Source organism: Blastococcus sp. TF02-8, from assembly GCF_003319175.1.
Taxonomy (GTDB): domain Bacteria; phylum Actinomycetota; class Actinomycetes; order Mycobacteriales; family Geodermatophilaceae; genus Blastococcus.
In genome coordinates this window covers 296,625-322,079 of the sequence record NZ_QOHK01000004.1, presented here as the reverse complement: position 1 = coordinate 322,079, position 25,455 = coordinate 296,625, and the positions used below count along the sequence as shown (strand labels likewise).

At 72.9% G+C, this 25,455-nt stretch carries 24 protein-coding genes; 8 read left to right on the top strand and 16 right to left on the bottom strand.

Translation table 11 applies throughout. The features are described from left to right. Positions 1–27 precede the first annotated feature (27 nt). The 3 genes from DQ237_RS10755 to DQ237_RS10745 all read right to left on the bottom strand — a co-directional run bounded on the left by DQ237_RS10755 (position 28) and on the right by DQ237_RS10745 (position 2,219). On the bottom strand, positions 28–363 hold the full coding sequence (locus DQ237_RS10755; protein ID WP_240619559.1) for a co-chaperone GroES: 336 nt from the start codon (positions 361–363) through the stop codon (positions 28–30). A gap of 81 nt (positions 364–444) precedes the next feature. Then, positions 445–792, bottom strand: coding sequence for a metallopeptidase family protein (locus DQ237_RS10750; protein ID WP_113799957.1), 348 nt, complete (start codon positions 790–792; stop codon positions 445–447). Continuing rightward, complete coding sequence (locus DQ237_RS10745) at positions 789–2,219, bottom strand: GuaB1 family IMP dehydrogenase-related protein (protein WP_113799955.1); 1,431 nt, start codon at positions 2,217–2,219, stop codon at positions 789–791. Before DQ237_RS10745 ends, DQ237_RS10750 begins: the two co-directional genes overlap by 4 nt. Before the next feature lie 92 nt (positions 2,220–2,311). Here DQ237_RS10745 and serS point away from each other — a divergent pair, with 92 nt between their 5' ends. The 4 genes from serS to DQ237_RS10725 all read left to right on the top strand — a co-directional run bounded on the left by serS (position 2,312) and on the right by DQ237_RS10725 (position 7,053). Then, entirely contained in the window at positions 2,312–3,616 is a 1,305-nt protein-coding gene (gene serS, locus DQ237_RS10740; RefSeq protein ID WP_113799953.1) for a serine--tRNA ligase, read from the top strand. Then, entirely contained in the window at positions 3,613–4,521 is a 909-nt protein-coding gene (locus tag DQ237_RS10735; RefSeq protein WP_113799951.1) for an HAD family hydrolase, read from the top strand. The genes serS and DQ237_RS10735 overlap by 4 nt, the downstream gene beginning before the upstream one ends. Continuing rightward, a complete protein-coding gene (locus DQ237_RS10730) occupies positions 4,514–5,323 on the top strand; it encodes an HAD family hydrolase (protein ID WP_113799949.1) in 810 nt (269 codons plus the stop codon). The genes DQ237_RS10735 and DQ237_RS10730 overlap by 8 nt, the downstream gene beginning before the upstream one ends. A gap of 77 nt (positions 5,324–5,400) precedes the next feature. Further along, positions 5,401–7,053, top strand: coding sequence for a methyl-accepting chemotaxis protein (locus DQ237_RS10725; protein ID WP_113799947.1), 1,653 nt, complete (start codon positions 5,401–5,403; stop codon positions 7,051–7,053). Between the two features lie 71 nt (positions 7,054–7,124). Here the strand turns inward: DQ237_RS10725 and DQ237_RS10720 are convergent, their stop codons facing one another. Beyond that, on the bottom strand, positions 7,125–7,397 hold the full coding sequence (locus DQ237_RS10720) for a DUF4190 domain-containing protein (RefSeq protein WP_113799945.1): 273 nt from the start codon (positions 7,395–7,397) through the stop codon (positions 7,125–7,127). A gap of 121 nt (positions 7,398–7,518) precedes the next feature. Further along, positions 7,519–8,064 carry a bacterial proteasome activator family protein gene (locus tag DQ237_RS10715; RefSeq protein WP_113799943.1) on the bottom strand — a complete coding sequence of 182 codons (546 nt, stop codon included), beginning with the start codon at positions 8,062–8,064 and terminating at the stop codon, positions 7,519–7,521. A 99-nt stretch (positions 8,065–8,163) separates the two neighbouring features. On the opposite strand from DQ237_RS10715, the gene DQ237_RS10710 reads away from it, so the two are divergent. Then, the gene (locus tag DQ237_RS10710) at positions 8,164–9,387 is read left to right on the top strand and encodes a cysteine desulfurase-like protein (RefSeq protein WP_113799941.1); all 1,224 of its coding nucleotides are present in this window, start codon (positions 8,164–8,166) and stop codon (positions 9,385–9,387) included. Here DQ237_RS10710 and DQ237_RS10705 read toward each other — a convergent pair. From DQ237_RS10705 to folP, 4 genes are all read right to left on the bottom strand, one after another. Beyond that, the gene (locus DQ237_RS10705) at positions 9,384–10,367 is read right to left on the bottom strand and encodes an NAD(P)H-quinone oxidoreductase (protein WP_113800119.1); all 984 of its coding nucleotides are present in this window, start codon (positions 10,365–10,367) and stop codon (positions 9,384–9,386) included. The genes DQ237_RS10710 and DQ237_RS10705 overlap by 4 nt on opposite strands. Before the next feature lie 99 nt (positions 10,368–10,466). Further along, a complete protein-coding gene (locus DQ237_RS10700; RefSeq protein ID WP_113799939.1) occupies positions 10,467–12,059 on the bottom strand; it encodes a 4-coumarate--CoA ligase family protein in 1,593 nt (530 codons plus the stop codon). Between the two features lie 80 nt (positions 12,060–12,139). Next, on the bottom strand, positions 12,140–12,565 hold the full coding sequence (locus tag DQ237_RS10695; RefSeq protein ID WP_113799937.1) for a PaaI family thioesterase: 426 nt from the start codon (positions 12,563–12,565) through the stop codon (positions 12,140–12,142). A gap of 125 nt (positions 12,566–12,690) precedes the next feature. Beyond that, the gene (folP, locus tag DQ237_RS10690; protein WP_113799935.1) at positions 12,691–13,551 is read right to left on the bottom strand and encodes a dihydropteroate synthase; all 861 of its coding nucleotides are present in this window, start codon (positions 13,549–13,551) and stop codon (positions 12,691–12,693) included. Between the two features lie 28 nt (positions 13,552–13,579). Between folP and DQ237_RS10685 the strand changes: the two genes are divergently transcribed. Further along, positions 13,580–14,083: a MaoC family dehydratase gene (locus DQ237_RS10685; RefSeq protein ID WP_369832212.1), complete on the top strand. Its 504-nt coding sequence runs from the start codon at positions 13,580–13,582 to the stop codon at positions 14,081–14,083. A gap of 103 nt (positions 14,084–14,186) precedes the next feature. Here the strand turns inward: DQ237_RS10685 and DQ237_RS10680 are convergent, their stop codons facing one another. The 4 genes from DQ237_RS10680 to DQ237_RS10665 all read right to left on the bottom strand — a co-directional run bounded on the left by DQ237_RS10680 (position 14,187) and on the right by DQ237_RS10665 (position 17,566). Next, complete coding sequence (locus tag DQ237_RS10680) at positions 14,187–15,503, bottom strand: serine hydrolase (protein WP_240619558.1); 1,317 nt, start codon at positions 15,501–15,503, stop codon at positions 14,187–14,189. Positions 15,504–15,603: 100 nt separating this feature from the next. Further along, positions 15,604–15,999, bottom strand: coding sequence for an HU family DNA-binding protein (locus DQ237_RS10675; protein WP_255411539.1), 396 nt, complete (start codon positions 15,997–15,999; stop codon positions 15,604–15,606). 225 nt (positions 16,000–16,224) lie between these two features. Then, on the bottom strand, positions 16,225–16,404 hold the full coding sequence (locus tag DQ237_RS10670) for a DUF1059 domain-containing protein (protein ID WP_113799933.1): 180 nt from the start codon (positions 16,402–16,404) through the stop codon (positions 16,225–16,227). Positions 16,405–16,468: 64 nt separating this feature from the next. Then, complete coding sequence (locus tag DQ237_RS10665; protein ID WP_113799931.1) at positions 16,469–17,566, bottom strand: EAL domain-containing protein; 1,098 nt, start codon at positions 17,564–17,566, stop codon at positions 16,469–16,471. A 165-nt stretch (positions 17,567–17,731) separates the two neighbouring features. Here DQ237_RS10665 and DQ237_RS10660 point away from each other — a divergent pair, with 165 nt between their 5' ends. Next, the gene (locus tag DQ237_RS10660; protein WP_113799929.1) at positions 17,732–20,464 is read left to right on the top strand and encodes a SpoIIE family protein phosphatase; all 2,733 of its coding nucleotides are present in this window, start codon (positions 17,732–17,734) and stop codon (positions 20,462–20,464) included. 2 nt (positions 20,465–20,466) lie between these two features. On the opposite strand, the gene DQ237_RS10655 is transcribed toward DQ237_RS10660, so the two are convergent. The 3 genes from DQ237_RS10655 to DQ237_RS10645 all read right to left on the bottom strand — a co-directional run bounded on the left by DQ237_RS10655 (position 20,467) and on the right by DQ237_RS10645 (position 24,037). Then, positions 20,467–21,150 carry a trimeric intracellular cation channel family protein gene (locus DQ237_RS10655; RefSeq protein ID WP_113799927.1) on the bottom strand — a complete coding sequence of 228 codons (684 nt, stop codon included), beginning with the start codon at positions 21,148–21,150 and terminating at the stop codon, positions 20,467–20,469. A gap of 95 nt (positions 21,151–21,245) precedes the next feature. Further along, the gene (locus tag DQ237_RS10650; protein ID WP_113799925.1) at positions 21,246–23,297 is read right to left on the bottom strand and encodes an acyl-CoA dehydrogenase; all 2,052 of its coding nucleotides are present in this window, start codon (positions 23,295–23,297) and stop codon (positions 21,246–21,248) included. Beyond that, positions 23,294–24,037: a TetR family transcriptional regulator gene (locus DQ237_RS10645; protein WP_113799923.1), complete on the bottom strand. Its 744-nt coding sequence runs from the start codon at positions 24,035–24,037 to the stop codon at positions 23,294–23,296. The genes DQ237_RS10650 and DQ237_RS10645 overlap by 4 nt, the downstream gene beginning before the upstream one ends. A gap of 59 nt (positions 24,038–24,096) precedes the next feature. Between DQ237_RS10645 and DQ237_RS10640 the strand changes: the two genes are divergently transcribed. Next, positions 24,097–25,404, top strand: coding sequence for an acetyl-CoA C-acetyltransferase (locus DQ237_RS10640; protein ID WP_113799921.1), 1,308 nt, complete (start codon positions 24,097–24,099; stop codon positions 25,402–25,404). Positions 25,405–25,455: the final 51 nt, after the last annotated feature.

Below are 25,455 nucleotides of genomic sequence, written 5' to 3'. Positions count from 1 at the left end.
GTGCGGCCCCGCCGCAGGGGCCCTTCGTCAGAGGTAGAGGCCGGTCGATTTCTCGATGCGCTCGGCGGCGACGGCGTGCACGTCGCGCTCGCGGAGGATGATCAGGTCCTCGCCGTGCACCTCGACCTCGTGCTGGTCCTCGGGGGAGAAGAGCACCTGGTCGCCCACCTTCACCTGGCGCACCGACGGGCCGACGCCCTTCGCCTCGCCCCACACCAGCCGCTTGGCCACCTGCGCGGTGGCCGGGATGAGGATGCCGCCGGTCGACCGGCGTTCGCCGTCCTCCTTGCGCAGCGACACCAGGATGCGGTCGTGCAGCATCTTGATCGGCAGCTTGCCGGTGGCGGCGATGTGGTCGGGCACGTCGATCCACGCTACCGGCCGCCACCCCCTGGGCGTTTTGTGCACTATCCGCCCGGGCGGATAGTGCACAAAACGCCCCGGTCAGCCCCAGCCGAGCTCGTGGAGGCGGTCCTCCTCGATGCCGAAGTGGTGCGCGATCTCGTGGACGACGGTGATCGTGACCTCCTCGACGACCTCCTCCGCCGTCTCGCAGATGTCGCAGATCGCCTCGCGGTAGATCATGATCCGGTCGGGCAGCGCCCCGCCGTACTGCCAGCCGCGCTCGGTCAGCGCGTACCCCTCGTAGAGCCCCAGCAGGTCGGGCTCGTCGGGGTTCCGGTCCTCGACCAGGACGACGACGTTGTCCAGCAGGGCCATCAGCTCCGCCGGCACCTCGTCGAGCGCGTCGGCGACCAGCGCCTCGAAGACCGGCAGCGGGAGCGGCTTCACCAGGAGGTCGGCAGCGGGCGGCCCTCTTCGTAACCGGCGGAGCTCTGCACCCCGAGCACCGCCCGCTCGTGCAGCTCGTCGACGGTGCGCGCCCCCGCGTAGGTGCACGAGGACCGGACGCCGGCCACGATCTGGTCGATCAGGTCCTCCACGCCCGGCCGCTGCGGGTCCAGGTACATCCGGGACGACGAGATGCCCTCCTCGAACAGCCCTGCGCGGGCCCGCTCGAAGCCGCTCTGCGTCGCCGTGCGGGCCTTGACCGCCCGGGCCGAGGCCATGCCGAAGGACTCCTTGTACAGCCGGCCGGCGTCGTCGTGCACGTCACCGGCGCTCTCGTACGTGCCGGCGAACCAGGAGCCGACCATCACGTTCGCCGCGCCCGCGGCCAGGGCGAGCGCGATGTCGCGGGGGTGCCGCACGCCGCCGTCGGCCCACACGTGCTTGCCCAGCGAGCGGGCCTCGGCGGCACACTCCTCGACGGCGGAGAACTGGGGCCGGCCGACGCCGGTCATCATCCGGGTGGTGCACATCGCGCCGGGGCCCACGCCCACCTTGACGACGTCGGCGCCGGCCTCGATGAGGTCGCGGGTGCCCTGCGCGGTCACCACGTTGCCGGCGACGACGGGCGTGGAGCCGGCCACCGACCGGACCGCGCGCAACGCCTCGATCGCCTTCTCCTGGTGACCGTGCGCGGTGTCGACCACCAGCACGTCCACCCCGGAGGCGAGCAAGGCCGACGCCTTGCCCGCGACGTCGCCGTTGATGCCGACGGCGGCCGAGGTGAGCAGCTCGCCCGAGGCGTTCACCGCGGGGGTGTAGAGCGAGGAGCGCAGCGCGCCCTTCCGGGTGACGACGCCGACCAGCCGGTCGCCCTCGACCACCGGCGCTGCGCTCACCCGCTCGTCGGAGAGCACGTCGAAGATCTTGGTGAGGTCCGTGCCCGCAGGGATGGTCAGCGGCTCGCGGGTCATGACCTCCGACAGCTGGGTGAACCGGTCCACGCCCTGGCACTGCCCGTCGGTGACGACGCCGACGGGTGCGCCGTCCTCGACCACCACGACGATCCCGTGCGCGCGCTTGGTCAGCAGCGACAGCGCCTCGCCCACGGTGGAGGTGGGGGCGAGGGTGATCGGGGTGTCGTAGACCGGGTGCCGGCCCTTGATCCAGGAGACGACCTCGGAGACGACGTCGACCGGGATGTCCTGGGGCAGCACGGCCAGGCCGCCGCGGCGGGCCACGGTCTCGGCCATGCGCCGGCCGGAGATCGCGGTCATGTTGGCCACGACGATCGGGATCGTGGTGCCGACGCGGTCCGGCGTCGTCAGGTCGACCTCGAGACGGGACCCGACCGACGACCGGGCCGGGACCATGAAGACGTCGGAGTACGTCAGGTCGTGCGCCGGACGGGAACCTTCGAGGAAACGCATGCCTCCAGTGTCCCGCAGATCCGGAGGCGCCGGGAGCGCCCGGCCCGGAAGGGGGAGTCCCGCGCCTGTGCCCGGCACCTACGATCGACCGTGTGATCGACCTGCGACTCGTGCGCGAGAACCCCGACCTCGTCCGTGCCAGCCAGCGCGCCCGGGGAGCGGAGGAGTCCCTCGTCGACGAGCTGCTGGCGGCCGACGCGTCCCGCCGCGAGGTGGTCCGGCGCGCCGACGACCTGCGCGCGGAGCAGAAGACGGCGTCGCAGGCGGTCAAGAAGGCCACGCCCGAGGAGCGCCCGGCCGTCCTGGAGCGGGCCAAGGCGCTCGCCGCCGAGGTCAAGGAGGCCGAGGAGGCCCAGCGGGCCGCCGACGCCGCCCTGCGCGAGGTGCACGCGAGGATCCCGAACGTCGTCGCCGCCGAGGTGCCCCCGGGTGGTGAGGACGACGCGGTCACCATCCGCACCGTGGGCGAGGTGCCCAGCTACGACTTCGAGCCGCGCGACCACATCGAGATCGGCGAGCTGCTCGGCGCGATCGACATGGAGCGCGGCGCCAAGGTGTCGGGCTCCCGCTTCTACTTCCTGACCGGCCCGGGCGCGCTGCTGGAGTTCGCACTCGCCCAGCTGGCCATCAGCCGGGCGGTCGCCGCCGGGTTCACCCCCGTCATCGCCCCGGCGCTGGTCCGCCCGGAGGCCATGGAGGGCACCGGCTTCCTCGGCGAGCACGACGAGGAGGTCTACCGCGTCGAGCGCGACGACCTGTACCTGGTCGGGACGTCGGAGGTCGCGCTGGCCGGGATGCACGCCGGTGAGGTGCTGGACCTCTCGGCCGGCCCGAAGCGCTACGCCGGGTGGTCGTCCTGCTTCCGCCGCGAGGCCGGTTCCTACGGCAAGGACACCCGCGGCATCATCCGCGTGCACTGGTTCGACAAGGTCGAGATGTTCAGCTTCGCCCGGCCCGAGGACACCCAGGCCGAGCACCTGCGCCTGCTCGCGTGGGAGGAGGAGTTCCTCTCCGCCCTCGAGCTGCCCTACCGCGTGGTGGACATCGCCGCCGGCGACCTGGGCACCAGCGCCACCCGCAAGTACGACATCGAGGCCTGGTTCCCCACGCAGGGCACCTACCGCGAGCTGACCTCGACCTCGGACTGCACCACCTTCCAGGCCCGCCGCCTGGGCATCCGCTACCGCGACGAGGACGGGAAGACGCAGATCGCGGCCACCCTCAACGGCACCCTCTGCGCCATCGCCCGCACCATCGCCTGCCTGCTCGAGGTGCACCAGCGGGCCGACGGCTCGGTGCACGTGCCGGTGGCGCTGCGGCCCTGGCTGGGTGGCATCGAGGCGATCACCCCGGGCATGACGCTGGCGGCGCCGGTCCCGCCGCCGGTCCCCGCATGACCCGACGCCGGCCGAAGGCGCTCCAGGCCTACGGCGTCCTGCCCGGGGCCGACACCGTGGTCGAGCTCGGTGACCTCGGGCCGTGGCGGCCCAAGCTGGTGGCCACCGACCTCGACGGCACCCTGCTGGACGAGTCCGGCGAGGTGAGCCCCCGCACCCGGGCGGCCGTGACGGCCTGCTGGGACGCCGGCATCCCGCTGGTCGGGGTCACCGGTCGTGGCCCTCGGCTGCTGGAGAGCGTGCGCGACGCCCTGGGCGGTCGCGGGATCGCGGTGCTCTCGCAGGGCGGGTTCGTCGTCGACCTCGAGCGCGACGAGGTCCTCCGCGCGGTGGCGCTCCCGCGCGAGCAGGCCCTCGCGGCCGTCGAGCGGATCGAGGCGGTCGCCGGTGAGCTGCTGATGGCGGTCGAGGACGCCGCCGAGCAGGGGGAGCCGACCGGCCGGCTGCGGGTGCAGCACGGTTTCGAGTGGCCCTATCCCGAGGCCGCCCAGCTGCTCCCCCGGCACGAGGTGCTGCCGCCCGACGCCGTCCTCAAGGTCTTCCTCCGGTCCACGGAGCTCGGTCAGGACGAGCTGCTGGCCCGCGCGCGCTCGGTCCTCGACCCGGCCGAGGCCGAGGTCACCCACGCCGGCCTCGGTTTCATCGAGGTGCTGCCACCGGGGATCACCAAGGCCTCCGGACTGGCGGTCGCCCTGGAGCGCTACGGCGTCGACCTCGGCGACGTCCTCGTCTTCGGCGACATGCCCAACGACCTCCCCATGCTGACCGCCGTCGCCGGTGCGGGCGGCCGGGCGGTCGCGATGGCCAACGCGCATCCCGACGTCCGTGCGGTCGTCCACCACGTGACCAGCGGGCACCGCGCCGACGGCGTCGCCCGCTACCTGGAGGCGGTGCTCGATGTCTGACTGGGTGCCCCGCCTGATCGCCACCGACATGGACGGCACGCTGCTGCGGCGCGACGAGTCGATCAGCGCCGCCACGGTGGCCGAGCTCGAGCGCTGGCGCGAGAAGGGCGTTCCGCTGGTGCTGGCCACCGGTCGCCCGCCGCGCTGGATGCACGGGGTGCGCGACGTGCTGCGGTACGGCACCGCGGTCTGCTGCAACGGCGCGGTGCTGCTCGACCTGGAGCCGATGGAGATCATCGACGAGACGCCGCTGGAGCCCGACGCGCTGCGGTCCATCACCGCCGAGCTGCGCGCCCACCGGCCGACCATCTGGTTCGCCGTGGAGTACGGCTTCGAGTTCCGGCACGAGCCGGTGTACCGGCCGCGGTGGGACGTCGACGCCCCCGGCGTGGCCGCGGCCGGGCTCGACGAGATGACCGCCGTGCCCGTGGCCAAGCTGCTGGCCCGGCACGAGTCGATGACGCGGGACGCGTTCGTGCGGTTGGTCGAGGACGTCGTCGGTGAGCGCGGCACGGTCACCAACTCCTCGACCGACGCGCTCGCGGAGATCTCCGCACCGGGCGTCACCAAGGCCCACGGTCTGGCGAAGGTCGCCGCCCGCCACGGTGTCGGACCCGAGGACGTCGTCGTCTTCGGGGACATGCCCAACGACATCGCCGCGTTCGAGTGGGTGCGGGCCGGCGGCGGTCGCGCCGTCGCCATGGAGCACGCCCACCCTGACCTGCTCGCCGTCGCCACCGACGTCACCGGAGGGAACGACGAGGACGGCGTCGCGGCCTTTCTCACCTCGCTCGGGAGTTGACATAGGTCAACATCTGACCGGGCCTGCCGAGAAGTACCGGTAGTAGCTGGAACCGGTCCGAGGAGAGCAGGCAGTCGATGGAGCAGGCGTACGAGGCAGGTGCGCGGTCGGACGACCGCGCGGACGGGGCCGGGTCGAGCCGGTTGTCGGGCGTCGGCCTGCGCAGCCGGTTGCTCGGCGCGATCCTGGTGGTGGCGCTGAGCACGGTCGCGGTGGGTGTCTTCGGCATCAACCGGATGTCGACCCTGAGCGACCAGGCGGAGAACGTCTACGAGGAGGGCACCGTCCCGGTGGACGGGCTGCGCGAGCTGCAGGCCAACTGGTGGGCGTTCTCGGCGTTCTACGCCCGCTCGTTCATCCAGACGCTCCCCGCCGAGACCCGGCAGAGCAACCAGAAGCGGTCCACCGAGATGGTGGCCACGATGAACGACAACATCGCCGCGGTCAGCAAGATGAAGCTCTCGCCCGACGCGAAGGCCGCGTTCGGCGAGTTCGCCACCAGCATCGAGGCCTACCAGGGCCTGCTGGCGCAGCTGGTCCAGATGACGAGCACGGTGCCGCCGGCCCCGCCGGCCCAGCTGATGCCGGTCCTCCAGCAGATGACCCAGCTGGAGACCACCATCGGTGACTCGCTGCAGTCGGCCACCGACGCCGCGACCAAGGCCGCGCAGGCGACCGCCGCAGAGGCGAACGACGCCTACGAGTCCGCGCGCACCCTCACCATCGTGATCATGGCCGTCGGCCTGGCCGTCGCCGTCGTGCTCGCCGTCCTCGTCTCCCGCGGCGTGACGCGCCCGGTGCAGCGGATCCGCGAGATCCTGGGGCAGGTCGCCGACGGCGACCTGAGCGTGCGTGCCGGCAGGACCGGTGGCGCCGAGCTCGGGGAGATGGCCGCGTCGCTGGACCACACCCTCGACGCGATCGGCAACGTGCTGAACCTGGTCAACGACTCGTCCACCCGTCTGGCTGCCGCCTCGCAGCAGCTCAGCGGCGCGGCCGAGGGCATGCGGCAGAACGCCCAGGTGGCTGCCGGGCAGGCCGACGAGGTCGTGGCCTCTGCCGGTGCGGTGGCCTCCAGCGTGGACACGGTCGCGACCGGTTCGTCGCAGATGGAGTCCGCGATCCGGGAGATCTCGCAGAACGCCAGCGAGGCCAGCCGGGTGGCCAGCCAGGCCGTCGACGTCGCCGAGGACACGACGCGCACCGTCGGCAAGCTCGGTGACTCCTCGGCGGAGATCGCCACCGTCATCAAGCTGATCAACGGCATCGCCGAGCAGACCAACCTGCTGGCGCTGAACGCGACGATCGAGGCGGCGCGTGCCGGCGAGGCCGGCAAGGGCTTCGCCGTCGTCGCCTCCGAGGTCAAGGAGCTGGCGCAGGAGACCGCCCGGGCGACCGAGGACATCTCCAAGCGGGTGGAGGCCATCCAGGCCGACACGGCCGGCGCGGTGGAGGCCATCAGCCGGATCTCCACCGTCATCGGCGAGATCAACGACTTCCAGGCGACCATCGCCGCGGCGGTCGAGGAGCAGACGGCGACGACGAACGAGATGAACCGCAACGTGGCCGAGGCCGCCAGCGGCTCGCAGGACATCGCCGCCGCGATCACCGGCCTCGCCGCCGGGACCGCGGAGACCAACCAGCGGGTCGAGGAGGCGCAGCGCGCCGCTTCTGAGCTGGCCCGCATGAGCGGTGAGCTGCAGGACGCGGTGGCCCGCTTCCGCATGTAGGCGGTAGCTCCGTGCCGCGACGGCGCCGTCCCCCGATGCCGGGGGGCGGCGCCGTCGTCGTCTGCGGGGGGTCAGGTGAGCATGTTGTAGGCGACCACCATGTTGACGATCGCCCCGACGATGGCCACCGCTCCCAGGGCGATCCCGGCGGTGGTCCGGCCGCTGCGGTCGCCGTTGCGCCGTGCGACCCCGCCCAGCGCGACGCTCACGATGCCGAGGGCGAGGCCGATGATCGCGAACAGGAATGCGAAGACGACGCCGACGATGCCGGTGACGAGCGAGGCGATGGCCAGGCCGTTCTGGCCGCCCTGCACGGACGGGGTGCTCGACTGCTGAGTGGTCACGGGTCCTCCTGGGCTCGGGCCGGTCGTCCCGGCCGCAGGGCCGCTCCGTGCCCCGGCGGGACCGCGGATGATCATCGATCACCCGGTCAGGGGAACCGGTTGGTTCCGGCGAGATCGCGCGCTACAGGTACTGCCCGCCGCCGGGCCGGAAGTCCTGCTGCGGGACCGCCTGCTGGCCGCCGGGGAGCGCCTTGCGGCGCATCTCCTCCAGCTGCGCCCGCGCGGCCACCTGCTGGGCGAACAGAGCGGTCTGGATGCCGTGGAAGACACCCTCCAGCCAGCCCACCAGCTGCGCCTGGGCGATCCGCAGCTCGGCGTCCGACGGCGTCTGGTCCTCGCTGAAGGGCAGCGTGATCCGGGCCAGCTCCTCGCGCAGCTCGGGCGCCAGGCCCTGCTCCAGCTCGCGGATCGACGAGGCGTGGATGTCACGCAGCCTGTTGCGGCTGGCGTCGTCCAGCGGTGCGGCGCGGACCTCCTCCAGCAGCTGCTTGATCATCGTGCCGATCCGCATCACCTTGGCCGGCTGCTCGACCAGGTCGCCCACGCCGCCGGCGCCGTCGTCGTCGTGCTCGTCCACGGACAGGGGAACAGCGCCCAGGGGACGCCCGTCGGGCCCGACCACGACGACCTGGGACGGGCGCTCGGTGCCGTTCTCCGGTGCAGTCATGCCTCCCATCCTGCCTCGTGGCGGGGACAGCGACGTGCGGGCCGCGGCACGTGCGGTCTTCGCGCGTGACCGGCCGGCGCAGGAACTAGGGTGCGGCCCATGTCGAACGGGGCGGGGCGACTGGACGTCGCGCGCGTGCGCGGCCTCTTCCCCGCCCTCGCCGACGGGTACGTGCACGCCGACGGTCCGGCGGGCTCGCTGGTCCCGGAGGCGGTCGCGCACGCGGTCGGGACGGCGATGCGGATGCCCGTCGCCAACCGCGGTGGGGTCTTCCCCGCCTCGGGCCGCTCCGAGGCGCTGGTGACCGGCGCCCGCACCGCCGTCGCGGACCTGGTGGGCGGCCGGCCGGGTGGGGTGGTCCTCGGCGCGAACATGACCACGCTGACCTACGGCCTGGCCCGCGCGCTGGCCCGCACCTGGCGGCCCGGCGACCAGATCGTGGTGAGCCGGCTCGACCACGACGCCAACATCCGGCCGTGGGTCCAGCTGGCGGCCGCCGTCGGCGCGGAGGTGCGCTGGGCGGAGGTGGACATCGAGACCGGTGAGCTGCCGGCCTGGCAGTACGCCGACCTGATCACCTCCCGCACCCGCCTGGTCGCCGTCACCGCGGCCAGCAACGCCCTCGGCACCCGGCCCGACGTCGCCGGCATCGCGGCCCAGGCGCACGCCGTGGGGGCGCTGGTCTACGTCGACGCGGTGCACGCCGCCCCGCACGTGTTCCTCGACAAGCGATCCCTGGGCGCGGACTTCATCGCCGTCTCCGCCTACAAGTGGTGCGGCCCGCACGTCGGTGCGGTCGTGGCCGACCCGGACCTGCTGGAGTACCTGCACCCCGACAAGCTGGTCCCCTCGTCGGACAAGGTGCCGGAGCGGTTCGAGACCGGTACGCCGCCGTTCGAGCTGTTCGCGGGCGTGACCGCCGCGGTGGACCACCTGGCCTCGCTGTGCGGGGAGGCGACCGGGTCACGTCGCGACCGGCTCCGCGGCTCGATGGCGGCGGTCGTGCGCCACGAGAGCGACCTGTTCGAGTGGTTGGACCAGGCGATGCGGGTGATGCGGCACGTGCAGGTGCTCGGCAGCCCGGAGCGGTGCACCCCGACGCTGTCGTTCACCGTCGACGGCATGCGACCCCGGCAGGTGGCCGCCGAGCTGGCCCGGGCCGGCATCTGCGCGTGGGACGGCGACTACTACGCCCGCGAGCTCTTCGACGCGCTGGGGGTCAACGAGGCCGGGGGAGCGGTGCGGCTGGGCCTCATGCACTACAACACCGCCGACGAGGTCGGCCGGATCATCGACGCCGTCGCGAGCCTGCGCCCCCGCTAGCCCTCGTTGACCAGCAGCACCTTGCCGATGTGCTCGCTGGCCTCCACGACCCGGTGCGCCTCCGCGGCGCGGGCCATCGGCAGCCGACGGTCCACGATCGGCCGGATCACGCCGCGCTCGACGTCGGGCCACACGTCGTGCGTCACCGCAGCGACGATGTCAGCCTTGCCGCCGCGGCCGGTGGCGGGGCGGGACCGGAGCGCGGTCGCGTGCACCGCCGCGCGCTTGGCCAGCAGCCTGCCCAGGTCCAGCTCGGCCTTGGTGCCGCCCTGCATGCCGATGACGACCAGGCGCCCGCCGACGGTGAGGGCGTCGACGTTGCGGCCCAGGTACTTGGCGCCCATGTTGTCCAGGACGACGTCGGCCCCGCCGATCTCCTTCACCCGCGCGACGAAGTCCTCGTCGCGGTAGTTGACCAGCACGTCGGCACCCAGCTCGCGGCAGAAGTCGAGCTTGGCCTGGCTACCGGCGGTGGTGGCGACGCGGGCGCCGGCACGCTTCGCGAGCTGGATCGCCATCGTGCCGATGCCGCTGGAGCCGCCGTGGACGAGGAACGTCTCGTCGCGCTGCAGGTTCGCCAGCAGGAACACGTTGGACCAGACCGTGCAGGTCACCTCGGGCAACGCGGCGGCGGTGGCCAGCTCCACCCCGGCCGGCTTCGGCAGCAGCTGCCCGGCGGGGACGGCGACCCGTTCGGCGTAGCCGCCGCCGGACAGCAGCGCGCACACCTCGTCGCCGACCGACCAGCCGGTGACGCCCTCGCCGACCTCGCTGACGATGCCGCTGCACTCCAGGCCGAGGATCTCGCTGGCGCCCTTCGGGGGCGGGTAGAAGCCCTGGCGCTGGAGCAGGTCGGCGCGGTTCACCGCCGTCGCGACGACGTCGACGATCACCTCACCGGGCCCGCAGACCGGGTCGGGGGCCTCGCCCCAGGTCAGGGCCTCGGGTCCACCGGGCTCGGAGATCGTCACGGCACGCATGCCCACGACCCTAAGGCGACCGTCCGCTCCTCACCGCCCGCCCACGGCGGGCCCCGGGCGCGGGGCCTGCCGTGAGCGGGCGAACGGTGGGGTCCTTGGTCAGCGGGCCTTGAGGTCCTTGCGCAGGATCTTGCCGGCGGCCGACTTCGGGACCTGCTCGATGAACTCGACGAAGCGGATCTTCTTGTGCGGCGCGACCTTCTCGCTCATGTACGCCTTCACGTCGTCCTCGGTGAGCTCCGAGCCCGGCGCGCGGACCACGAACGCCTTGGGCAGCTCCTCGCCGCTCTCCTTGTCCGGGACGCCGATGACCGCGGCGTCGGCGATCTCCGGGTGGTTGATCAGCACGGCCTCGAGCTCCGCGGGGGCCACCTGGTAGCCCTTGTACTTGATCAGCTCCTTGACGCGGTCGACGACGGTGTAGGCGCCGTTCTCGTCCACGATCGCGACGTCGCCGGTGTGCAGCCAACCCTCGGCGTCCACCGTGCCCCGGGTGGCCTCCTCGTTGTTCAGGTAGCCCTTCATGACCTGCGGCCCGCGGACCCAGAGCTCACCGGACTCACCGGTGGCGGCGTCCTCCCCGGTGGAGGGGTCGATCAGGCGGCACTCGGTGTTGGGCACCGCGTAGCCGACCGATCCCTTCGGCGGCTGACCGGCCCCCTCGGGCTCGCAGCCGACGTCCGGCGTCGTGTGCGAGACCGGCGAGAGCTCGGTCATGCCGTAGCCCTGCGCGACGCTGACGCCGTCCGGGTTGCCCTTGCGGAGCCGGTCCTGGGCAGCCAGGGCCAGCTGTTCGTCGAGCGGGGCGGCGCCCGACAGGATCGAGGTCAGCGACGACAGGTCGAACTGGTCGACCAGCGGGTGCTTGGCCAGGGCCAGCAGGATGGGCGGCGCGACGAACGCGCGGGTGATCTTGTGGTCCTGGATCGCGCGGAGGAAGTCCTCGAGCTCGAAGCGCGGCAGGGTGACGACGGCGCCGCCCCAGGCCAGGCCCTGGTTCATCAGCACGGTCAGGCCGTAGATGTGGAAGAACGGCAGGACGGCGATGATCCGCTCGTCCTCGCCGAGCTGGATCAGCGGGCGGCACTGTGCCACGTTGGCCACCAGGTTGCGGTGGGTGAGCATGACGCCCTTGGGCAGCCCGGTCGTGCCGCTGGAGTAGGGCAGCGTGACCAGGTCGTTGGCCGGGTCGATGTCGACCTGCACGCTGGGGGCGTCGGCGCCCAGCAGGTCGAACAGGTTCGCCTTGCCCTCGAAGCCGTCGAGCACGATGACCTCGTCGACCGGCGTCTTCTCCACGGCGGCCTGCGCACGGTCCATGAACAGCGAGATGGTGATGAGCATCTTCGCGCCCGAGTCCTTGAGCTGGAACGCGATCTCGTCGGGCGTGTAGAGCGAGTTGATCGGGCTCATCACGCAGCCGGCGGCGGCGATGCCGTGGAAGACGACCGGGAACCACGGGGTGTTCGGGCAGAACACGGCGACGACGTCGCCCTTGCGCAGGCCGCGGGCGTGCAGGTTGGCCGCCACCCGGTCGACGTACTGGGCGAGCTGGCCGTGGGTGATCACATCGCCCTTGATGCCGTCGATCAGCGCGGGCGCGTCGGGGCGGTCCTTGCCGGCGGCGAGGACGAACTCCGGGACCGAGAGGTTCGGGATCTCGACGTCGGGATAACGGCTGGCCAGCGCCACGGGTGGGACCTCCTCGGAACGGGTGTGTGGCCGTAGTCTCACATCCACCGTGGCCCCGCTCACAAGGGGGTTCGCCCGGTTCAGCGGGGCCAGAGCACCGACTGGGTGCAGCGGAACAGTGCGATGGTCTTCCCGCTCTCGGCGTTGCTGACCACGGCGTCCCACACCTGGGTCGTGCGCCCGGCGTGCACGTTGGTCGCGGTGCAGGCGATCCGGCCCTCGCGCGCGGTGCCCAGGTGGTTGCTCTTCAGCTCGATCGTGGTGAAGCCGCTGGAGCCCTCCGGCAGCAGCGCTCGGGTGGGCAGGCCGCAGCTCGTGTCGGCCAGGGTGACCACCGTGCCGGCGTGCAGGTAGCCGTTGGGGGCCAGCAGCTCCGGGCGGATGTCGAGGTGGCTGGTGAGCAGTCCCGGCTCGTGGGTGTCGACGACGATGCCGAGCACGCCGGGGAACGTGCCCGGGAGGAGGTCGTTGAGCTCGTCGGCGGTGTGGAACCCGGTGGCGGCCATGCTCGGACGTTAGCGGGGCGCCGGGCCGGCGTCGGCGACGTCCTCCCTCACCGTTCCGGGTCCTCCCTCACGGTCGACCACGAGGTAGGACCCGTGTTGATCAGGTCACCTGATCATCACGGGCGCTACGCGAGGCCGCGGACCGTGCGCGCAGGCGGGCGGGTGCCCTGGATCGAGGCGACCATGTCCAGCGTCTGCCGGGTCGCGGCGACGTCGTGCACCCGGAACACCCGCGCGCCGAGCCAGGCGCTCACCGCCGTCGCCGCCAGGGTGCCGGTGAGCCGCCCCTCCAGCGGGACGTCGAGGGTCTCGCCGACGAAGTCCTTGTTCGACAGCGCCATGAGCACCGGCCAGCCCGTACCGACCAGCTCGCCGATGCGCCGGGTGGCCTCCAGCGAGTGCCGGGTGTTCTTGCCGAAGTCGTGGCCCGGGTCGACCATCACCCGCTCGCGGTCCACGCCCGCCGCCACAGCCGCCTCGGCCAGCGCCGTCGTCCGGGCCACGATGTCGGCGACGACGTCGTCGTAGGTCACCCGGTGCGGCCGCGTGCGGGGCGGCAGCCCGCCGGCGTGCGTGCAGACGATGCCCGCGCCGGCCTCGGCGGCGACCGCGGCGAGCTCCGGGTCCACCCCGCCCCAGGCGTCGTTGACGATGTCCGCGCCGGCAGCGAGCACCTCGCGCGCGACGGACGCCCGCCAGGTGTCGATCGAGATCGGCAGCGTCGGGTGCGCGGCACGGATCGCGGCCACCAGGTCGGCGGTGCGACGGATCTCCTCGGCGGGGGAGACCTCCTCGCCGGGCGCGGCCTTCACGCCGCCGACGTCGACCATGTCGGCGCCCTCGGCGACCACCTGGTCCACCCGCTCGACTGCCGCGGCCAGCTCGTAGGTGGCGCCGCGGTCGTAGAACGAGTCCGGCGTCCGGTTCACGATCGCCATCACCACGAACCGGCCGTCGGGCACGTCGAGAGCCCCCAGTCGCAGCAACCCGCTCCCCGTCCCATCGTGTTGTGTGGTGGAGTCAGCCAACCAGACCGTGCACGAGGAGGCAGAGCTGATGGCGCAGACGACGGCCGCGGGCGTCGAGGGGGTCCAGGGCCTGGTGGGCAAGCACCTGGGCTACAGCGACTGGGTGGAGGTCACCCAGGAGCAGGTGAACCAGTTCGCCGAGGCGACCGGTGACCACCAGTGGATCCACGTCGACCCCGAGCGCGCGAAGAAGGAGAGCCCGTTCGGCGGCCCCATCGCCCACGGCTACCTGACGCTGTCGCTGCTTCCCTCGCTGGTGCCGCAGATCGTGGAGATCAGCGGTTTCCGCATGGGCGTCAACTACGGCACGGAGAAGGTGCGTTTCCCCTCGCCGGTGCCCGTGGGCGCGCGGGTGCGCGCCGGCGCCACGATGGAGGCCGCGACCCCGTTCGAGGGGGGCGTCCAGATGAGCCTCACCGTGACCGTGGAGATCGAGGGCGGCAGCAAGCCGGCGATGGTCGCCACCGTCGTCTACCGCCGCTACCTGTAGGGCCACGGATGATCAGGTGACCTGATCGTTCTGGGTCCTCCCTCACGGTCGACCGCGAGGGAGGACCCGTGATGACCAGGTCACCTGATCATCAACGCGGCCATCAGTCGGCGATCGCCTGGTTCACCAGCTGGCGCAGGTAGTTGCGCACCGGCAGCGTGCTCGAGGGCAGCAGCTGCGTGTAGAAGGTGACCGTCAGGTCCTCGACCGGGTCCACGTAGAACGCCGTCGACGCCGCGCCGCCCCAGCCGTAGTCGCCGACGCTGGCGACGACGCCGTAGTGGGCCGGGTCCAGCACCATGGAGAACCCGAGGCCGAAGCCCACCCCGCGCAGGGGCGTCTCGGCGAACAGCGGCCGGCCGAAGGTCTCCAGGTCCTGGTTTCCGGGGATGTGGTTGCGCACCATGTGGGCGAGCGTGCGGGGGCCGAGCAGCCGGCCGCCGTCGAAGGACCCGCCGCGGCGCAGCATCTCCGCGAAGCGCAGGTAGTCGGCGGCGGTGGAGACGAGTCCTCCTCCGCTGGAGAGGAACGCCGGCTTGGTGTGCGCCGCCTGCCCCATCGCGTCCAGGAGCGCGAAGCCGGTCGGGGCGCCGCCGGGCTTCCCCGGCACGGCGGCGTAGAGCCGGGCCAGCGAGTCGACGTCGTCCTCCGGGCGCAGGCCGAAGGACGTGTCGGTCATGCCGAGCGGCGCGAAGATGCGCTCGGCGAAGAACTCGTCCAGCGGCTGCCCCGAGATCACCTCGACCAACCGGCCCAGGACATCGGTGGAGACCCCGTAGTTCCACTCGCTGCCCGGCTGGAAGACCAGCGGCACCGACGCCCACTGCCGGCAGACCTCCGCAGAGTCGGCGCCCGGCGGCGTGCCCCACTCGTGGCCCATCGCCCGGTACATCGCGTCCACCGGGTGGGCGTGGTGGAAGCCGTACGTGAGCCCGGAGGTGTGGGTGAGCAGGTGCCACACGCGGATCGGCTCGGTCTGCGGCGCGGTCACCGGCTTCATCGCCGACCCGGCCACGTACACGCGGGTCTCGGCGAACTCCGGCAGCCAGGTGGAGATCGGGTCGGTGAGCTGGAAGGCGCCCTCCTCGTACAGCATCATCGCCGCGACCGAGGTGACCGGCTTGGTCATCGAGTAGATCCGCCAGCGGGTGTCGAGCTCGACCGGCCGGCCGTTCTCGACGTCGCGGGAGCCGCCGGAGCCGACGTGCACGAGCTTCCCGTGCCGCGCCACGGTGACGAGGAACCCGGGGAGCTGCCCCTCGTCGACGTACCGGGCCAGGCGCCGGTCGATCCGGGCCAGCCGGCCGGCATCCATGCCCACCTCGGCCGGATCGGTGTCCACTCGAAGCTCCACGCGCACCTCCAGGTCCCGGAACGCCGTCCGCCGCCGGACGACGCCTCGACCGGCATCCTGGCTCACCTCGTTGTGAGCCGGGGCACAGGGGTCTCGGCGTCCGCCGGCGGCGGAGGCGGTTCGGTGCGAGGTGCCGGTCGACGACTGCCTACCGGCGCGGCGCCGATCAGACCGGGACGGAGCTCGCGGCCTTCTTCAGGTTGGAGCCCGCGGTCACCTTGACGGTGTTGGCGGCCGGGATGTCGATCGACTCGCCGGTCTGCGGGTTGCGGCCGGTGCGCGCGGAGCGCTGGGTGCGCTCGACGGTCAGGAGGCCGGAGACGGCGACCTTCTCGCCGCGGGTGATGGCGTCGACGAGCTCGTCCTGCAGCCCGGCGAGGACGGAGTCCACGGTCGAGGCGGGGACATCGGCGCGCTTGGCGATGGCGGAGACCAGTTCGGCCTTGTTCATGTGCTTCCTCTCGTAGGCGGTGGCGGTGCCATGGGTTCGGCACTCAGCCGGCTCGTTCCCTCCGGCGCGCGGGGCGTCGGAGAGGGCCCGGGTCGGCGCGCGGTAGCGCACCGCGATCGGGCGCCCGACCCCCGGAAGGGAGCCGGATCGGGAGGAACGCTGCCATGTCGCCCGGACAAAAGACCAGCGGGGGGTGCCGGGAACCGGCCCAGGAGGCCCGGGAGGTCACACCCGTCCCACCCCGCGCGGCCCCGCGGCACCCCGCACCCGACCAGCGGAAACAGGTCGGGGGGTGGTGGCCAGCAGGCCACCACCCCCCGACGGGCCGTCGAGACGTCAGATGGTGGTCATGGCCGCGCGGAAGCGGTCCAGGAGCTCCGGGGTGATCTGGTCGGCCGTGATGCCGTGCTCTGCGGCCGCGTGCGGCGCGGCCTGCGCGAAGATGCCGTCCTCGTCGGCGGCGGTGAACGTGGCGTCGCAGCCGGGGATGATGTCGCCGCAGGCGAAGCGCTTCATGGGATGGACTCCTTGTCGGTGGTGCGTCGGCGCCGGACCGCCAGGCGGCGGCCGGGGGTCTGGGTCAGCGGGGGCGACGTGCCGCCGCGGCGAGGTCCTCGAGGCGCAGCAGCCCGAGCACGTGGCCGGTGGGGTCGGTGCACACCACGGGGTCGAATCGCTGCGCCGGAGGGCGGGTGAGGGCCCGCTGCAGCGCGTCGCAGATGTCGGTGGAGGGGTGGACCCGCAGCGACACGGGGGCCTGGTAGACCTCCAGCGTCCGGGGGTCGCTCAGCAGCAGGGCCGCGGGCTCGCCGTGCGGGCCGACGAGCACCACCGGGGGAACGTCGGGGGCCTCCTCGCCGAGCACGCACTGGCGCACCGGGCGCAGCAGGCTGGCCACGCTGTCGGTGAGCCGGGCGCGCGCGACCTGGGTGCGCACCAGCTGCTCCACCTCGGGGGCCAGGGGCAGGAACTCGGGGGCGGGCCGGCCGAGCAGCCACCCCTGTGCCAGCGGGACGCCGAGTCGGCTGAAGGCGGCCAGCTCGGCGGGGGTCTCGATGCCCTCGGCCAGCAGCCAGGCGTCGATCTTGCCGGCGAACTCGCCGACCATCTCGGCCAGCGCCATCCGCACCGGGTCGGTGTCGACGTCGGCGACCAGCGAGCGGTCCAGCTTCACCATCTGGGGGCGCACGGAGGCCATCTGCTGCAGCCCGGAGTAGCCGCTGCCGGTGTCGTCGAGCGCGATGAGCGCGCCGCGCTCGCGCAGTGCCTCCGTCTGCCGGCGCAGGTAGGTCTGGTCGTCGACCGGCGTGTGCTCGGTGAGCTCGACGACGACGCGGTGCAGATCGTCGCGGGAGGCGAGAGCGCGCTGCACGGGGACGGTGCCGAGCAGGTGCGGGCTGACGTTGACGGTCAGGAAGGTGTTGGGGGGCAGCCCGTCGACGGCGGCCAGCGCCTTGTGGATGGCCAGCGCCTCGAGCTCGGGCGCGATGCCTGCCTCGGCGGCCGCGGCGAACCAGACGTCGGGGCCCGCGGCGCCGGGGAACCGCGCCAGCGCCTCGTACCCGGCCACGGCGGCGGCGGCCAGGTCGACGATCGGCTGGAAGACCAGTGACAGGTCGTCGGGACCGGCCAGCAGTGGTCGGCAGTCGGGGAGGCGGGTCTCCCGCGTGCCGATCATGGTGAGTGCATCGGTCCGCGGCGCTGGTTCCTTGACCCATTTCCCGGCTCTCACCCTCCCGGGGCACGCTGCTGCGGCCCCGCCGATCCCCGGCCGCGAGGGCGCGCGTGGAAGCATGTGCCTGCGACGGCACCCGGCCGGTCGCGAATCGGCGGAGGGAGCGCGATGTCCACGTCCGACCACGCGCCCGCCGATCCGCTGACCGATCCGCTCCGCATCGCGGCCGCCCGCCGGCTGCTCCTGGAGGTCCCCGGCCCGGCCGCGTTCGACCGGCTCTCCGCGCTGACCGCCCGCGTGCTGGGGGTCGGGCACGCGAAGGTCACGCTGTTCACCGACCACGACGTCGTCGTCGGCGGGTACGGGCTGCCGGCCGGTGTCGTGGGCGGCCCGGCGCTGCTCACCGGCGCGTTGTCGGCGATCACGGTGCGCCAGCGAGCGCCGCTGGTGATCCCCTCGGCACGGGACGACGCGCGTGTCGGGGAGCTGCCCGCCGTCACCTCGGGCGAGGTGCTCTCCTACCTCGGTGCGCCGCTCGTCGCGGCGTCCGGCCAGGTCGTGGGCGCGCTCGCGGTGTACGACCCGGCGCCGCGGGACTGGACCAGCGACGCGACCCAGTTGCTCGAGCAGCTGGCGGCCTCCGTCGTCGCCGAGCTGGAGCTCTCCGCCGCCCAGTCGGCCGTCGGCACCTCCCGCGCCTGGCTCGAGGTGGCCCTGGAGGCCAGCTCGGTCGGCATCTGGGAGCGCGACCTGCGCACCGAGACCATCCACTGGGACGACCGCTGCGCGGCGATCTTCGGGCTGGACTCCGCCGTCGACCTCAACTCCCTCGACGACGTCCTCGGCTCCCACGTCCACCCCGACGACCACGCGGCCATCGCGGAGGCGATGCGGCTCGCGGTCGAGGAGCGCGCCGACTACAGCGTGGAGTTCCGCGCGCTGCGCGAGGACGGCGTCGTCCGCTGGGTGCTGGCCCGCGGCCGCGTGGTGGCCGACGCCAGCGGGGCGCCGGCGCGGGTGCTCGGCACGGCGCTGGACATCACCGAGGCCCGCGGCCAGGCCGAGCAGCGGCTCACCGCCGTCCAGCGGGCGGCCGCGATCGCCGAGGTGGCCGCGGAGCTGGCCAACGCCGCGCGCATGCAGGACCTCGCCGAGGTCGTGCTGCGCGGCGCCCAGGTGATCGGCGCCCAGTCCAGCGGGCTGGCCATCTTCGACTCGCCGGGCGGCCCGCTGCGCCTGCACATGACCGAGAACCTGCTCGCCCGCGTGCGCGGCGGGCTGCCCGGCCTGGGCGACGGCGTGGTCCTGCCGCTGGACGACGCCCTCCCCGCGCAGCACGTCGCCCTGCACGGACGCCGCCTGCTGCTGAGCGACATGCCGGCAGCGGTGGCGCGTTTCCCCGCCCTGCAGCCCGTGGTCGAGCTGCTGGGGCTGCGCGCGGTCGCCGCGGTGCCGCTGCGCGTCGAGGGCCGGGTGCTCGGCACGTTCCTCGCCGTCTGGACCGTGGAGCACGAGTTCGTCGGCGACGACGTCGAGGTGCTCGAGGCGCTGGCCGCGCAGATCGCCCTGACCGTCTCCCGCCTCCGGGCCGACAGCCAGCGCGACGCCGCCGTCGCCGCCATGTCGGAGGCCAACCAGCGGCTGCGCCTGCTCGCCGAGGCGGGGCGGGTGCTCTCCGGGACGCTGGAGATCGACCAGCAGATCGAGCAGCTGGCCTCCCTGGTGGTGCCCGACCTGGGTGACTGGTGCTGGATCGTCGTCACCGACGAGCAGGGGCGGCTGCACGACGTCGCCACCGGCCACCGCGACCCGGAGCGCCGCGCGGAGGTCGAGGAGTACGCGCGGTTGATGCTCTCCGTGATGACCGACGAGGCCGCGGCCCGCACCGTCACCGAGACCGGTCGCCCGGTGCTCATGCCGCAGATCGACTGGGACCACGTGACGCAGGCGCTGCCCGACCCGGCGGCGCGGGAGCGGTTCGCCCGCCTGGGCGCCGGCTCCTGCGTCGTGGTCCCGCTGATGTCGCGCGGTCAGGCGCTGGGGGCGATGGGCCTGTTCACCCGCGAGGGCCGGCAGGCGCTGGGGCAGGCTGAGGTGGACACCGCCGTCGAGATCGGCCGTCGTGCCGGGCTGGCCCTGCACCAGGCGCGGTTGTACAGCCAGCAGCGCGATCTCGCGGACGCACTGCAGCGCAGCATGCTGACCGATCCGCCGCAGCCGGAGCACTGCGAGATCGTCGTCCGGTACGTGCCGGCCGCCGAGGGTGCCGAGATCGGTGGCGACTGGTACGACGCGTTCCTGCAGCGGGACGGCGCGACGGCGCTGGCCATCGGCGACGTCGTCGGGCACGACACCCGTGCCGCCGCGGCGATGGGCCAGGTGCGCGGCCTGCTGCGCGGCATCAGCTACTCCAGCGGGGGCTCCCCGGCCGAGGTCCTGTCCGAGCTCGACCGGGCGGTGCAGGGGCTGGCGCTGGACACGATGGCCACCGCGCTGGTGGCCCACCTGGAGCCCGACCCGGAGGACGACGCCGGGCGGATGCGGCTGCGCTGGGCGAACGCCGGGCACCCGCCGCCGGTGCTGCTCGCCTCCGACGGCAGCGTGGTGCTGCTGGACGGCAAGCAGGCAGACCTGCTGCTGGGCGTGGCGCCGGAGACGGTGCGCGAGGACCACGTCGCGGTGCTGGCGCCGGGCTCGACCGTGCTGCTCTACACCGACGGGCTGGTGGAGCGCCGGGACCGCGACATCGACGCCGGGACCGAGCAGCTGCTCCAGGTGCTCGGCGAGTGCGCCGGGCTGCCGCTGGACGAGCTCTGCGACCGGGTGCTGGACCAGATGTTCCTGCCCGGCGCGGAGGACGACGTCGCCGTCCTCGCCGTCCGCCTGCGCCCCGAGGCCTGAGGTCAGCCGCGCCGACGTCGGTCGAGGCGCCCGCGGGCGCGCTGGGGCAGGTCGACCGCGACCGGCGCCTCCCAGCCGCGCCACACCGACAGCACCCGCAGCACCGCCACGAGCGTGATGACCAGGCCGGCCACCGGGAGCGGGCCGAGGTCGAGCGGGCCGGCGAGCAGGGTGAGCGCGGTGGCCCCGATCAGCGCGGCGACGGCGTTGTACGGGCCGGGCTGCACGATCTCCGCGCGCTGGGCGAGCAGGACGTCGCGGAAGATCGCGCCGCCGATGGCAGTCGCGGTTCCGACGAAGACGACCGAGGCGCTGGGCAGCTCGGCCAGCTGGGCCTTCTGGGCACCGATGACGGTGAAGAACCCGAGCGTGACGGCGTCCAGGACGACGAGCAGCCCGGTGAGGCGGGAGAGCCAGCCGGAGAAGTAGAAGGTGATCATCGCGGTGATCGCGACCGTCGGCAGGTAGGCCTGGTTGGTCAGCGCCACCGGCGGACCCTCGGCGAGCAGGACGTCGCGGATCAGCCCGCCACCGAGCCCGCCGCAGACCGCCAGGAGCAGCACCCCGGAGACGGCGAAGCCCTCGCGGGCGGCCAGCAGACCGCCCGTGAGGGCGCCGATCACGATCGCCGCGAGGTCGACGGCAGCCGGCACGTGCAGCGCTTCGGCCGCCGCGAGGATCTCCACGGCTGCTCATTCTCCAGGTGGTGACGTTCTGGAACCGGCCCCGTCGCAGGGTCCCGCCGTGAGCGGAGCGAAAGGTGGGGGGCGACGGGGTCCTTTCACTGGCCCGGGGGCACGTCCACGTCGGTGGCGGTCCCGTCGGGCGTGTCCTGGCCGTTGATCACCCGGAGCTCGGCGTCGCGGGCGGCCATGGCCTCCTGGCGATCACCTTCCTCCTCGAGGATCGCCGCGGCCTTCCAGTCCGCCGGGATGGCGAACGCGTCGACCAGCGTGATCATGTGCGGGCGCAGCTCGCGCAGCAGCTGGTTCACCGTCGAGGTGAGCGTCTTCGCGCGCGCCGGCGTCAGCTGGCCGTGCTCGAGGAACCACGCCTTGTCCGCCTCGATGGTCGAGAGGGCGTACAGGTCGCACAGCTTGTCGAGCAGTTCCTTGCCGGACGGGTCGTCGACCCGGTCCACGCCGGCCACGAACGCCTCGAGCACGATCCGCTCGATGTGCGTCTGGGCCGACTTGAGCACGTGGTCCTGCACCGAGTTGAACATGTCGAACGGGGCCATGCCCTCGGTCGTCGAGTTCTTCCGCAGCCGGCGGATCGCGCCCTCGAGCGAGTGCTTCTCGCGGAACTCGAACATCTTCAGCTGCCAGCCGCGGTCGAGCATCGGGACCTCGTCGTCCCGGCCGGGGACGGCGTCGACGAGCCGCTGGATCAGCGCCCGCGCGGCGGTGCGCTCCAGCACCGTCTCGCGGACCATGTCGGCGACGAAGCCGACCCGGCCCCAGCCGTCGAGCGAGCCGAAGTTGTCGCGGTAGCCGGTCAGCAGGCCCTTGGCGACGAGCTGCAGCAGGACGGTGTTGTCGCCCTCGAACGTGGTGAAGACGTCGGTGTCGGCCTTGAGGTGGGGGAGCCGGTTCTCCTGCAGGTAGCCGGCGCCGCCGCAGGCCTCGCGGCACATCTGGATGGTCGCGGTGGCGTGCGCGGTCTGGGCCACCTTGAGCCCGGCGGCGCGTGACTCCAGCTCCCGCTGGGCCTGCTCGTCGATCTCCTGCCCGTGCACGTGCACGGCGGTCTGCACGTCGTGCATGGTGGACACGAGCTCGCCCTGCGCGAAGTGCAGCGCGTAGCTCTTGGCCAGCGCCGGCAGCAGCTTCCGCTGGTGCACGAGGTAGTCGTTGATGACGATCTCGCGGTCGTCGCCGGGGGCGGCGAACTGCCGCCGCACGTCGCCGTACCGGACGGCGATGTCGAGGGCCAGCTTGGTGGCCGACCCGGCGGAGCCGCCGACGCTCACCCGGCCGCGCACCAGGGTGCCCAGCATCGTGAAGAAGCGGCGGGTCTCGTTCTCGATGCTGGAGGTGTAGGTGCCGTCCTCGGCGACCTGGCCGTAGCGGTCGAGCAGCATCTCGCGCGGTACGGAGACGTGGTCGAAGGAGAGCCGGCCGTTGTCGACGCCGATCAGGCCGGCCTTGGGGCCGTCGTCGCCGATGGTGACGCCGGGCAGCGCGTTGCCCTGCTCGTCGCGGATCGGCACGAGCCAGGCGTGCACGCCGTGGTTCTTGCCCTGGGTGACCAGCTGGGCGAAGACGACGGCCATCCGCCCGTCCTTGGCCGCGTTGCCGATGTAGTCCTTGCGCGCGGCCTGGTGCGGGGTGTTCAGGTCGAACGTCTGCGTCTCCGGGTCGTAGGTGCACGTCGTCCGCAGCTGCTGGACGTCGGAGCCGTGACCGGTCTCGGTCATGGCGAAGCAGCCGGGCAGGTCGAAGGTCATGACGTCGCGCAGGTACTGGTCGTGGTGCTTGCGCGTGCCGAGGAGCTCCAGCGCGCCCCCGAACAGGCCCCACTGCACGCCGGCCTTGACCATGAGCGAGAGGTCGGCGAAGGCGAGCATCTCGATGGAGGTCACCGAGGCGCCGGAGTCGGCCTCGCCGCCGTACTCCTTGGGGAAGCCGAAGCCGACGCGGCCGGAGTCGGCCAGTGCCTTGGCCGCCCGGGTGACGCGCTCACGGGCCTCGGCCATGGACTCGCCGTAGACCGGCAGGAAGTCCTGGTCGCCGAGGTTTTCGCGGGCGTCCCGGCGGACGTGTGCCCACCGGCCGTCGAGCGCCTCCTGGAGGACCTTCGGGTCGACCGACGCTGGCAGGGTGCTGGTCACTGTTCCTCCTCGTTGCGGGGGGCCCCGCTGTGGGGTGGCTGGGTCACGACGCCGGACACTCCGGCCCAGGCGAGATCGGTCAGGTGTGCGGCGAGCTCGGTGCGGAGCATGAGGCGCCCGGAGCGAAGCCACCAGTCGGCGGCGGAGCGGACCAGGCCGACGAGGCCGTGACCCCAGGCGCCGGCGGCCGCGGGATCGCGGCCGGCACGTGCGAGGGCGACCGCCATGAGCGAGGCGGCCTGGTCGCCGACGAGGTCGGCCAGGGTCGCCACGGGGTCGACGGTGTCGCCGCCGGGCTGCGGGGTGACGACGAAGCGGTAGACCTCGGGATCGGCCTCCAGGAAGGCCAGGTAGGTGTCGATCGCCGCGGCGGTCATCTGCCGGGGGTCGTCGTTGCCGGCCATGGCGTCCTGCAGGCGGGGCAGGAGCCCTGCTGCGACCCGGCTGCAGACGGCGTCGTGCAGGGCCGACCGGTCGGCGAAGTGCCGGTAGACGACGGTCTTGCTGGTGCCCGCCTCGGCGGCGATCTCCTCCATGCCGACGCCGGAGCCGTGCCGGCCGACGGCGGACAGCGCGGCGTTGACCAGCTGCTCGCGCCGCGCACGGCGGTGCTCGTCCCAGCGTGAGTTCCGCCGATCGCGGGTACCGGGCGCCTTCGAGTCGCGCCGGTGCCGTTCCTGCGCGATCTTGTCGTGCGGGGCTCCGACCTGCGACGGACGTCTCACCGCCTCGGCTTTCATGTGACACAAGGTACCGCGTACCCTCGGTACCGACAACTCCACCTACCCCGGAGGTCCCCATGGCGAGCAACTCGAAGCCGGCGACCCGCAAGGCCGCCATCGTCGGCGGGAACCGCATCCCGTTCGCGCGGTCCAACTCGACCTACGCCCAGGCGTCCAACCAGGACATGCTGACCGCGACCATCGACGGGCTCGTCGCGCGGTTCGGCCTCCAGGGCAAGCAGGTCGGCGAGGTCGTGGCGGGCGCCGTGCTCAAGCACGCCCGCGACTTCAACCTGACCCGCGAGTCGGTGCTGGGCTCCAAGCTCGACCCGGCCACGCCGGCCTACGACGTCCAGCAGGCGTGCGGCACCGGCCTCGAGGCGGCGATCCTGGTCGCCAACAAGATCGCCCTCGGGCAGATCGAGTCCGGCATCGCCGGCGGCGTCGACACCACCTCCGACGCCCCGCTGGCCGTGGGCGACGACCTGCGCCGCATCCTCATCTCGCTCAACAGCGCCAAGACGCTGCAGGACCGGCTCAAGGCGATCGCGAAGATCCGTCCCGGCATGATCGCGCCGGAGATCCCGCGCAACGCCGAGCCGCGCACCGGCCTGGCCATGGGCGAGCACGCGCAGCTCACGGCGCACGAGTGGGAGATCGGCCGCGAGGAGCAGGACGAGCTCACCGTCCGCTCGCACCAGTTCATGGCCGCCGCCTACGACCAGGGCTTCTTCGACGACCTGGTGACGCCGTTCCTCGGCCTGACCCGCGACCAGAACCTCCGGCCGGACTCCTCGGCGGAGAAGCTGGCCAAGCTCAAGCCGGTCTTCGGGCGCGCCCTGCCCGAGGGCGCCGAGGCCACGATGACGGCCGGCAACTCGACCCCGCTGACCGACGGGGCGTCGGCGGTGCTGCTGGCCAGCGACGAGTGGGCCGAAGAGCAGGGCCTGCCGGTGCTCGCCCACCTGGTCGACGCGCAGACCGCGGCGGTGGACTACGTGCACGGCGGCGAGGGCCTGCTCATGGCCCCGGTCTACGCGGTGCCGAAGATGCTCGCCCGCAACGGCCTCACCCTGCAGGACTTCGACTTCTACGAGATCCACGAGGCGTTCGCCTCCACGGTCCTCGCGACGATGAAGGCCTGGGAGGACCCGGCGTACTGCAAGGAGAAGCTGGGCCTCGACGCGCCGCTGGGCTCGATCGACCGGTCCAAGCTCAACGTGCACGGCTCCTCGCTGGCCGCCGGTCACCCGTTCGCCGCGACCGGTGGGCGGATCGTCGCCTCGCTGGCCAAGACGCTGCACGCGGCCGGCCCCGGCAAGCGCGGTCTGATCTCGATCTGCGCCGCCGGCGGCCAGGGCGTCGTCGCCATCCTCGAGTCCTGACCCACCCCGGGCGTTTCGTGCACTTTTTGCCCGTCCCACCCGGACTGGCGA

Excerpts from the sequence above, each read along its gene's own strand:
- DQ237_RS10725 (WP_113799947.1), top strand. The coding sequence starts at position 5,401 with ATGGAGCAGGCGTACGAGGCAGGTGCGCGGTCGGACGACCGCGCGGAC.
- DQ237_RS10645 (WP_113799923.1), bottom strand. The coding sequence starts at position 24,037 with ATGAAAGCCGAGGCGGTGAGACGTCCGTCGCAGGTCGGAGCCCCGCAC.
- DQ237_RS10705 (WP_113800119.1), bottom strand. The coding sequence starts at position 10,367 with ATGCGTGCCGTGACGATCTCCGAGCCCGGTGGACCCGAGGCCCTGACC.
- DQ237_RS10670 (WP_113799933.1), bottom strand. The coding sequence starts at position 16,404 with ATGAAGCGCTTCGCCTGCGGCGACATCATCCCCGGCTGCGACGCCACG.
- DQ237_RS10660 (WP_113799929.1), top strand. The coding sequence starts at position 17,732 with ATGTCCACGTCCGACCACGCGCCCGCCGATCCGCTGACCGATCCGCTC.
- DQ237_RS10745 (WP_113799955.1), bottom strand. The coding sequence starts at position 2,219 with ATGCGTTTCCTCGAAGGTTCCCGTCCGGCGCACGACCTGACGTACTCC.
- DQ237_RS10715 (WP_113799943.1), bottom strand. The coding sequence starts at position 8,064 with ATGACTGCACCGGAGAACGGCACCGAGCGCCCGTCCCAGGTCGTCGTG.
- DQ237_RS10710 (WP_113799941.1), top strand. The coding sequence starts at position 8,164 with ATGTCGAACGGGGCGGGGCGACTGGACGTCGCGCGCGTGCGCGGCCTC.
- DQ237_RS10735 (WP_113799951.1), top strand. The coding sequence starts at position 3,613 with ATGACCCGACGCCGGCCGAAGGCGCTCCAGGCCTACGGCGTCCTGCCC.
- DQ237_RS10695 (WP_113799937.1), bottom strand. The coding sequence starts at position 12,565 with ATGGCCGCCACCGGGTTCCACACCGCCGACGAGCTCAACGACCTCCTC.
- DQ237_RS10730 (WP_113799949.1), top strand. The coding sequence starts at position 4,514 with ATGTCTGACTGGGTGCCCCGCCTGATCGCCACCGACATGGACGGCACG.
- DQ237_RS10640 (WP_113799921.1), top strand. The coding sequence starts at position 24,097 with ATGGCGAGCAACTCGAAGCCGGCGACCCGCAAGGCCGCCATCGTCGGC.
- DQ237_RS10665 (WP_113799931.1), bottom strand. The coding sequence starts at position 17,566 with ATGATCGGCACGCGGGAGACCCGCCTCCCCGACTGCCGACCACTGCTG.